The organism is Microbacterium sp. CCH5-D1 (genome assembly GCF_001557335.1).
GTDB lineage: Bacteria > Actinomycetota > Actinomycetes > Actinomycetales > Microbacteriaceae > Microbacterium > Microbacterium oxydans.
On the sequence record NZ_LSJW01000306.1, the window covers coordinates 1 to 8,179 of the forward strand.

8 protein-coding genes and 1 pseudogene are annotated in these 8,179 nt (G+C 71.0%); 1 reads left to right on the plus strand and 8 read right to left on the minus strand.

Features of this window, described 5'->3' with window-relative positions; translation table 11 throughout:
- Nucleotides 1-423 (plus strand): annotated as a pseudogene (locus AX744_RS18360) (hypothetical protein); the annotation flags it as partial.
- Here the strand turns inward: AX744_RS18360 and AX744_RS18365 are convergent.
- The 8 genes from AX744_RS18365 to AX744_RS18400 form a co-directional block, all read right to left on the minus strand.
- On the minus strand, nucleotides 381-782 hold the full coding sequence (locus tag AX744_RS18365; RefSeq protein WP_058632594.1) for a VOC family protein: 402 nt from the start codon (nucleotides 780-782) through the stop codon (nucleotides 381-383). The pseudogene AX744_RS18360 and the gene AX744_RS18365 overlap by 43 nt on opposite strands.
- Nucleotides 783-829: 47 nt before the next feature.
- Nucleotides 830-1,963, minus strand: a complete 1,134-nt coding sequence (locus tag AX744_RS18370) for a UDP-N-acetylmuramate dehydrogenase (protein WP_061018533.1) — start codon at nucleotides 1,961-1,963, stop codon at nucleotides 830-832.
- A 13-nt stretch (nucleotides 1,964-1,976) separates the two neighbouring features.
- Nucleotides 1,977-2,375 (minus strand): MaoC/PaaZ C-terminal domain-containing protein, encoded by a 399-nt coding sequence (locus AX744_RS18375; protein WP_061018535.1) that lies wholly within the window; start codon nucleotides 2,373-2,375, stop codon nucleotides 1,977-1,979.
- Nucleotides 2,375-2,845, minus strand: coding sequence for an FAS1-like dehydratase domain-containing protein (locus AX744_RS18380; protein WP_061018537.1), 471 nt, complete (start codon nucleotides 2,843-2,845; stop codon nucleotides 2,375-2,377). Before AX744_RS18380 ends, AX744_RS18375 begins: the two co-directional genes overlap by 1 nt.
- Before the next feature lie 60 nt (nucleotides 2,846-2,905).
- Nucleotides 2,906-4,108 (minus strand): glycerate kinase family protein, encoded by a 1,203-nt coding sequence (locus AX744_RS18385; RefSeq protein WP_061018538.1) that lies wholly within the window; start codon nucleotides 4,106-4,108, stop codon nucleotides 2,906-2,908.
- Nucleotides 4,109-4,224: 116 nt separating this feature from the next.
- Nucleotides 4,225-5,802 (minus strand): SLC13 family permease, encoded by a 1,578-nt coding sequence (locus AX744_RS18390; RefSeq protein ID WP_197429281.1) that lies wholly within the window; start codon nucleotides 5,800-5,802, stop codon nucleotides 4,225-4,227.
- The gene (locus AX744_RS18395; RefSeq protein WP_046747831.1) at nucleotides 5,799-6,458 is read right to left on the minus strand and encodes a response regulator transcription factor; all 660 of its coding nucleotides are present in this window, start codon (nucleotides 6,456-6,458) and stop codon (nucleotides 5,799-5,801) included. The genes AX744_RS18390 and AX744_RS18395 overlap by 4 nt, the downstream gene beginning before the upstream one ends.
- 1 nt (nucleotide 6,459) lies before the next feature.
- The coding region (locus AX744_RS18400; protein ID WP_231728853.1) for a sensor histidine kinase at nucleotides 6,460-8,179 on the minus strand (1,720 nt) is incomplete at its 5' end.

Here is an 8,179-nt window from a genome sequence, read left to right on the forward strand (position 1 = left end):
GTGGAGGGTGAGGGGATGCCTGTGAGTCTGCGGGTGGCCTTCGCCATCCTGATCACGGTGACCGTGCTGATCTTCTTCGCCTCGCTCCTGGTCGCCCCCTTCCTCTGGTACTGGGGAGGAGAGTGGCGAGCGTTGCTCAGTGTGCTCCCCTTCGTACCGGTGGTCGTCTACGCGACCATCACCGTGCTCGTCACAAGAGGAAAGTCGTGGGCTCGATACGCGACCGTGCTGTTCCCGCTCCCCCTCGCGCTCTACGTCCCTGCGGCAACGGGCACGACCTGGGAGTTCCCGGTCGGCCTCGCGGCCCTCGTCCTCACCACCACGGCGGTCGTGTTGATCTTCCTGCCGTCGTCTCGTCCCTACTTCGGCAGGGACACACCTCAGTCCTCGGGGTGGAAGCCGATCAGCCAGCGGACGCCGTAGCGGTCGACGAGCGTGCCGTCGAAGTCTCCCCACGGACGCTTCTGCAGCGCGTCGATGACTCGTCCGTCTGCCGCCAGCTTGTCGTACCAGTCGGTGAGGGTCAGGGCATCCGCTGTGCCGAGGAGCGAGAGGAACATGCCGCTCATCTGCACCGCGTCGTCATCCGCACCCGCATCCGCCCCGGCGACCTCGACCGGCCCGCTCAGCTGTCCGTGCGCGACCGCGTCGCCCGGACCGTCGTGGCGTCCTGCCGTGGCATAGTCGAGCAGCTGGAGCTCACCGCCGAACACCGATCGATAGTGACCGAGCGCCTCTGCAGCGTTGCCGGGGAACAACAGGTACGGGATCAGTCCGCTCATGCCGCGAGTGTAGCCGCGACCGACGACGTGCCCTACCCCTCGACGCTCTAGAGCTCGACGCCGACGAGAACGGGCTCCGGCTGCAGCACGAGACCGAACTCGGCGTGCACCCTGCTCTGGATGAACCGCGCGAGCTCGGCGACCTCACCAGCGGTCGCGCCACCTCGGTTGGTCAGAGCGAGCGCGTGCTTCGTCGACACGGATGCGCGGGAGTGCGGCAGCTTGAACCCCTTGCGGATGCCTGCCTGCTCGATGAGCCACGCCGCGCTCACCTTGACGTCGGAGACGGCGGCCGGCTTCGACAGCGGCACCTGCCCGTCGTAGGACGCGAGCGGGATGACCGTCACGGCATCGAGGTCGGGGGCGACCGGCCAGCGCGGGCATTCCGGCGGCAGCGCTGCGGCCACGGTCGCCGTCACGATCGCGTTCTGGAAGAACGAGCCGACACCGTGAGTGTCCGGGTCGTCCGCATCGAGCAGCATGCCCTTCGATGCCCGAGTCGCCAGGATACGCTCCCGCACCCAGCCCAGCGGAACCGGGGTGTCGTCCGTGAGGCCGAGCGCCCGACGCAGCTGCTCGCCGCGCACCACGCGCTCACCGGCGACCAGCAGGTCGACCGTCACCGAGAGGATCACGGCACGGCGCAGCGGCACGCTGCCGTGGTGATGCTTGAGCACCGAGGTGCGGAAGCCCAGCCCGAGTTCCGCGGCGGGAACGGTCGAGACCTCGCCGGTCGCTTCGTCGATCAGCTCGACCTCGACCAGCGTCTCCTGGATCTCCTGGCCGTAAGCGCCGATGTTCTGCACGGGGGCCGCGCCGACGGTACCGGGGATCCCGCTCATCGCCTCGAGACCCGCGTAGCCGTGCGCGACGGCGTACGCGACGAAGTCGTCCCAGCCGTGTCCGGCCTGCGCACGCAGACGGATGCGACCCGCGTGGGGGGACGGCAGCTCGTCGATGCCCTCGGTGCGCACGCGGATGACCGTGCCCTCGAACGGCTCGTCGCCCACGAAGAGATTGGATCCGCCACCGAGGACGAACCACTCGTCGCCCCGCGCCCAGGTCTCGCGCAGAGCCTCGACCAGTCCGGAAGTCGTCGTCGCCTCGAACATCCGCTCCGGCGCCGCGCCCGTGCGCAGTGTGGTCAGCTCCGCGAGCCGGACCGCCTCGATCTCCCGCATCAGACCGTCCTCATCAGACGGCGACGCGCAACTGCGCCTTGACGAGCACGGTGGTGTCGCCGAACGTGACCTTGAGGTCGATGCGGGCGACCTCCTCGTCGACAGCGCCGACGGTGGCCACGACGGTGACATCGGCGCCCTCGACCGGGTCGACCACGACGGGCTTGGTGAAGCGCACCCCGTAATCGAGGATGCGCGTCTCCGGTGCGAGTGCGGCGACGACCACCGACGAGGCGATGCCCATCGTGAGCATGCCGTGCGCGAGCACGCCGGGGAGCCCGACAGAGGCCGCCACGTCGTCCCGGTAGTGGATGGGGTTGAAGTCCCCGGATGCTCCCGCGTAGCGGACGAGCGATTCGCGGGTGAGGTGCACGGTGCGCTCGGCGACCACGTCTCCGACGGTGTAGCCCATCAGGCGGCCCCCTCTTCCTCGGCGCTCGGCTCGGCGCCGACGAGCAGCACGCTGGTGGCGGTCACGACGTGGGCTCCCGCCGGGTCGGTGATCTCGGCCTCGCTGGTGATCATCGCGTTCCCGCCCATCATGCGGATGCCGGTGACCCGCAGCTGGGCGGTGAGCTCATCTCCTGCGACGATCGGGCGCGTGTAGGTGAAGCGCTGCTCTGCGTGGATGGTGCGCTCGAGCGCGATGCCGGAGTCCTCCTGACCCAGCAGCTGCTGAAGCGTGAGGTCTTGGATGACCATCGCGAACGTCGGCGGCGCCACGACGTCGGAGAAGCCGGCTGCGCGGGCCGCCTCGACGTCGGTGTGCTGCGGGGCGTCGGCGAAGACGGCACGAGCGAACTCGCGCACCTTCTCCCGGCCGACGAGGTACGGGGCCGTCGGCGGGAACTCCCGGCCGACCAGATCTTGGTTCACTGCCACCCCTCGATCCTACCGAGGCCGCGCTGTGCGTCAGGCCCGCAGCCGGCGCTCCGCCACGCTTCAGGCGGCCCGTGCCGACATCGCCGATCCGAGCAGGACCATCCGCATGCTGCGCTCCGCGGCGTCTCGCAGCAGCGCCTCGCCCTGCTCCACCGCCTGCTCGAGGGGCATCGGCACGGTGAGGATCGAGGCGATCGCGTCGATGCCGATGTCGTGCACGGTCGGAGCACCGACGCCCAGAGACCCGGCGATTCCGAGCACGGGGACGCCGGCGACGCGGGCGCGCATGGCGATCTCGGCCGGCACCTTTCCGCGCGGAGTCTGGAAGTCGATGGCGCCTTCCGCCGTGATGACCAGGTCGGCCATGGCCATCAATCCGTCGATCGGCTTCGGCAGCAGGTCGCTGTCCAGCAGCACCTCGAAGCGCGGAGCGAGGCGGGCGCCGAGAACTGCGGCCAGCCCGGCCCCGAGACCGCCCGATGCGCCAGTGCCTCCGCCGGTGCGCACATCCATCGCGGCACCGAACGGGCTCTGCTCCTCGAGGAGAGCAGCCCAGATGTCGAGCGCCTCGGCCAACTGCTCCACCTGCTCCGGTGTCGCCCCCTTCTGCGGTCCGAACACCCTGGCGACGCCGCGCGGACCGCACAGCACGTTGTGGATGTTGCACGCCAGCACGATCTCGACTTCGCCGATGCGCGGATGGAGGCCTGACAGATCGAGGTGCACCGCGTCCCGGAGGTGCCGACCGCCCGCAGCCACAGGCGCGCCATCGCGATCGAGGATGCGGGCCCCGAGGGCTTCGAGCGCGCCCGCGCCCCCATCGCTCGTCCCCGAGTCGCCACAGCCGACCACGATCCGCTCGGCACCCGAGTCCAACGCGGCCGCGATCAGCTCGCCGACACCGTGGGTCGTGGTCGCACCGGGGTCGCGGCGGTCGCGCGGCACGAGTCGCAGCCCCGCGGCGGATGCCATCTCCACCACGGCGGTTCCCGAGCCGCGCCCTCCGAGCCGCGCCCACTGCGCGTCGACCGCGTCGCCGACGGGCCCGGTCACCCGGGCGGCGATGAGTTCGCCGCCCGTCGCCGCGGCGAGCGCGGCTGCCGTGCCCTCCCCGCCGTCCGGCACCGGATACTCGTCCACCTGCACGCCGGGGATGACCCGACGCACACCGGCGGCGATCGCCTGGGCGACGGCCTCGGCGCTGAGGCTCTCCTTGAATCCGCTGGGTGCGACCAGGATGCGCTGCGGGATGTGGATGGACATGATTCCTCCTTCTGCGCCCGAACGGGCGACGAGCGCCCGGTGTGCGGGCACGACGAGCACCGGTGCACCGGCGGCGCACGCGGAGTGAAGCGGGTGGGTGAACGGGACGCTGCGGGTCAGAGCAACAGAGGCAGCCCCATCGACGGCCATACCCAGAGGGCGAACACCGCGACGAGCACGAACATCGCGGGAGCCAGTACCACCGAGAGTCGACGCAGATCCAGCGGACTGAAACCACCGCTGACGATGTCGGGGTCAGCGAACATCGCGACGGGTTTCGCCGAACTGGGAAGCGTGTGGCAGAAGCCGGCAGCCGCTGTCGAGGCGAAGGCTGCAGCCATCGGTGAGATGCCGAGGGCGGGAGCGAGCGCGACCACGACGGGGATGATCGCCGCGGAACGGGCCGACCGCGAGGGGATCAGCAGATGCGCCGCCGTCGAGATCGCGATGACGACGAGCACGAAGGCCACGGCCCCTGCAGCGCCGAGTCCACGCAGCGGTGCGAGCGCGGACGAGCTCAGCCACGCGGCAGCGCCCGTGGTGGTGAGCGCGGACGCCAGCGCGAGGGTGGCCGCGAGGAACAGCAGCAGCGACCACGGCACGCGCTTGATCGCGGCGGGGAACGTCAGGCAGCCGATCCCCGGCGTCACGGCGGCGACGGCCCCGAGGAGCGCGACCAGGGCGGGCGACAGATGGTGCAGCGGCTCGGTGGCCCAGAGCAGGATCACCGCCCCCAGCAGCAGGGCGGCTCGTCGCTCCAGGGTGCTGAGCGGCCCGGTCACGGCCGTCGACGCGGAGCGGCCGATCTCCGCAGTGCTCAGTCGAAGACGTGAGGTGCGGTCTTCGCTCCGGGTGAAGCGCCAGAGGATGATCTCGCACGCCAGGTGCGACGACACCACGGCGAGCGGCAGTCCGAGCCAGAGCCAGCTCGAGAACGTGAAGCCCTCCTCCCCTGCGGCGCGCAGCAGCTGGTCCGTGACGATGTGTGCTCCGGCCCCGAGCAGCGAGCCGACAGCCGACAGCAGCACCACGGTCGGCATCAGGAGCGCCAGCGCACGGATCACCCTGTCGCGTCCGGGAAGCGCGGTGGCGACCGCAGTATGCACGGGGACGGCGAGCGCCGCCCGCCCTGACGTCGCCGGCACGGCGAAAGCGGTGAGCGTGAGCGCGACCGTCATGAGGTGGAACAGGCTCCGTGGACCCCGCGCGAATCGCAGCAGGTGGGCGGCGCCACGCAGGGCCAGTCCCGAGGTGGCTACCGCGGAGGCGATCACGAACGCCCCGATGAGCAGCCAGATCGTCTCGTCGCCGAGCGAGGCGAAGAAGTCGCGTGCCGGCAGTACCCCGGTGACGATGAGGGCGATCGCGGCGAGGAAGGCGACGAGTGTGTCGTCCAGACGCGTCGAGGTCCATGCCCATACGGCGAGCAGGAAGACCGCGAGCGTCACCGCGATCGGCAGGGTGGGCGCGCCGCTCCCCGGCGATCGGGTCAGCGCGGCCAGGAGCATCGCGCCCCCGGCCGTCAGCACGAGCCCGAGCGCGACCACGCGGAGCGCACCCGCGCGCCCGAGCCGCCGGCGCACGGATCGGCGTTCGACGGGCAGCGGTCGGCGCTCGGGCGGCATGGTCGCGAAGCGTGCCCGCTCGACCACCGCCTCCCCCACGGGTGACGTGTTCTCGGAACGAGTGTTCATCGGAACCGGTATCCCGCCCCGCGCACGGTCTCGATGCGGTCGACGCCGATCTTGCCGCGCAGCGCCCGCACGTACACGTCGACCACATTGGAGGCCGGATCGAAGTCCATCCCCCAGACGTGACCGATCAGCTGGTCGCGCGACAGCACCTGACCGGCGTTCTGCAGGAACACCTCGAGCAGCGCGAACTCACGCGAGGTGAGTTCGCGCATGTCTCCGTCGACCGTGACGGTACGGGCCCGCACATCGACCCGCACATCGCCGTGAGTGAGCACCGGACCGGCAGTCCGCCCCTCGCCGTCGCCGATCCGCAACCGCACACGTGCGATGAGTTCAGCGAACTGGAACGGCTTGGTGACGTAGTCGTTGGCCCCGCTCTCCAGGCCGCGCACGGTGTCGATGACAGAATCGCGGGCGGTGAGGATGATCACCGGCGTCGCGACGCCCTCGCCACGAAGGTTGGCGAGCACGTCGAATCCGTCCATGCCCCCGAGCCCGATGTCCAGCAGCACCAGGTCGAACGTGCCGCTGCGCGCCATCAGCAGGGCGGTGTGACCGTCAGCGGCCTCGGCTGTCTCGTAGCCGGCTGCGCGCAGACCCCGCCGCACGAACGAGGTGATGTGCGGGTCGTCTTCGGCGATCAGGATGCTGCGCATCTCACTCGCTCCTCTCTGATGCGGACTGTGGCCGCACGGTGGTCGGGGCGGTGGTCGGGGCGGGGAGGTCGATGCCGAAAGCGGCCCCTTCCCCGAAGACGCTGTCGACCCAGGCTGAGCCGTCGTGCCCGTCGGTGATCGCCCGCACGATCGCGAGTCCGAGGCCCGAACCGCGGCGTGCGCCGGAGCTGTCTCCGCGGGCGAAACGCTCGAAGATGCGCTCGGCGTCAGCCGCTGCGACCCCGGGGCCGCTGTCGCGCACCCACAGCCGCAGTCGGCGTTCGCCGCCCTCGCCGTCGAAGCGCGAGCCGATCAGGATGCGGTCACCCTGCTCCGTGACCTGCACCGCGTTCGCCGCGAGTTGCAGCACGGCCTGGGTGACCCGCTGCGGGTCGACAGGCGCTGTGCCTTCCGCCACTTCCATGAGCTGCCAGCGGCGATCACCGAGGTTCTGCGCCTTGGCCTCGATGTCGAGGGTGAGGGCGGCGACGTCGCAGTCGGCGACGCGCACGAAGTCGGGCTGCTCGGCACGGGCGAGGACGAGCAGGTCGGTGACGATGCGACTCATCCGATCGAGCTCGTCGCTCACGAGTCGCAGGGTCGCCGCCCGCTCCTCCGGCTCCTCGCTCAAGAGCTCCAGCTGCCCGCGGACGATCGTGATCGGCGTGCGCAGCTCGTGCCCAGCGTCGTCGACGAACCGCTGCTGCGTGGCGTGCACGGCTTCGAGGCGGTCGAGCATCTGGTTGAAGGTGGTGGCCACGGCGGCGATGTCATCCGTCCCGTCGACCGGCACGCGCGCGGAGAGATCGTGCTCGCCGATGTCGCGGGCGACGCGGTAGACCTCACGCACGGGGGCGAGGATCTGGCCGGCCACGAGCCAGGCGACGCCTGAGCTGAGCACGATGCCGATCAACGCGACCCACGCGATCGTGGTGAACCCGGCATCGACCTGGGATCGCGCTTCCTGCGTGTACTGCACGATCAGGACGGCACCGGCGCGGTCGCCTGCGGTGAATTCCAGCCTCCCCCAGCGCAGGGGCCCCGCGTCCGGCGCCTCCATCGCACCGGAGGACGCCGACTGGCCGAGCAGACCGGTCACGAGCGCTTCTCCCCCTGGCACGGCGGAGAGCGCGGCAGGATCCGTCGCCTCCACCCGTCCGTTCGCGACGGCGATCACCTCGCCGCCGACCGACGCGACGACGACCTCGTTCTCGTGCACGGACTGCCGGGCGACGTACTCGCTGACCAGTTCCTCCGGGGTGGTGTGGCCGCTGACCGCGGCGTCCTCCGCGAAACGGGCGAACTCCGCGGCCTCCTGCTCGATCTCCGCATTGGCCGACTGCTCGACACCCGCGAGGAAGATGCTCCGACCGATCATGCCGACCGCGAGCAGCGTGATCGCGGTGCTGAGGATGATCCACAGGGTGATCCGCCAGCGCGCGGGCAGGGTGCGGCGGCGCAGCGTGCGCAGCGGCGCACCGGTCGATGCGGAGACGTGGGGGATCGCTCGCGCATTCCGCGGCGCCGCGGAGCCGGCGCCCTCGAGGTCGAGGGGCAGCGTGGGCGCATCAGTCATCGTCGCCGCCGTCGTCGTCATCGTCGTCACCTGCGGGCGGCGCTGGTGGCGCGGGCGCAGGGGCCGGAGCAGGGGGTGGGGCAGGTGCGGGAGCCGGTACGACCGGAGCTGGCGCGGGTGCCGGTTCCTCGCTCGGCGCCGGCGG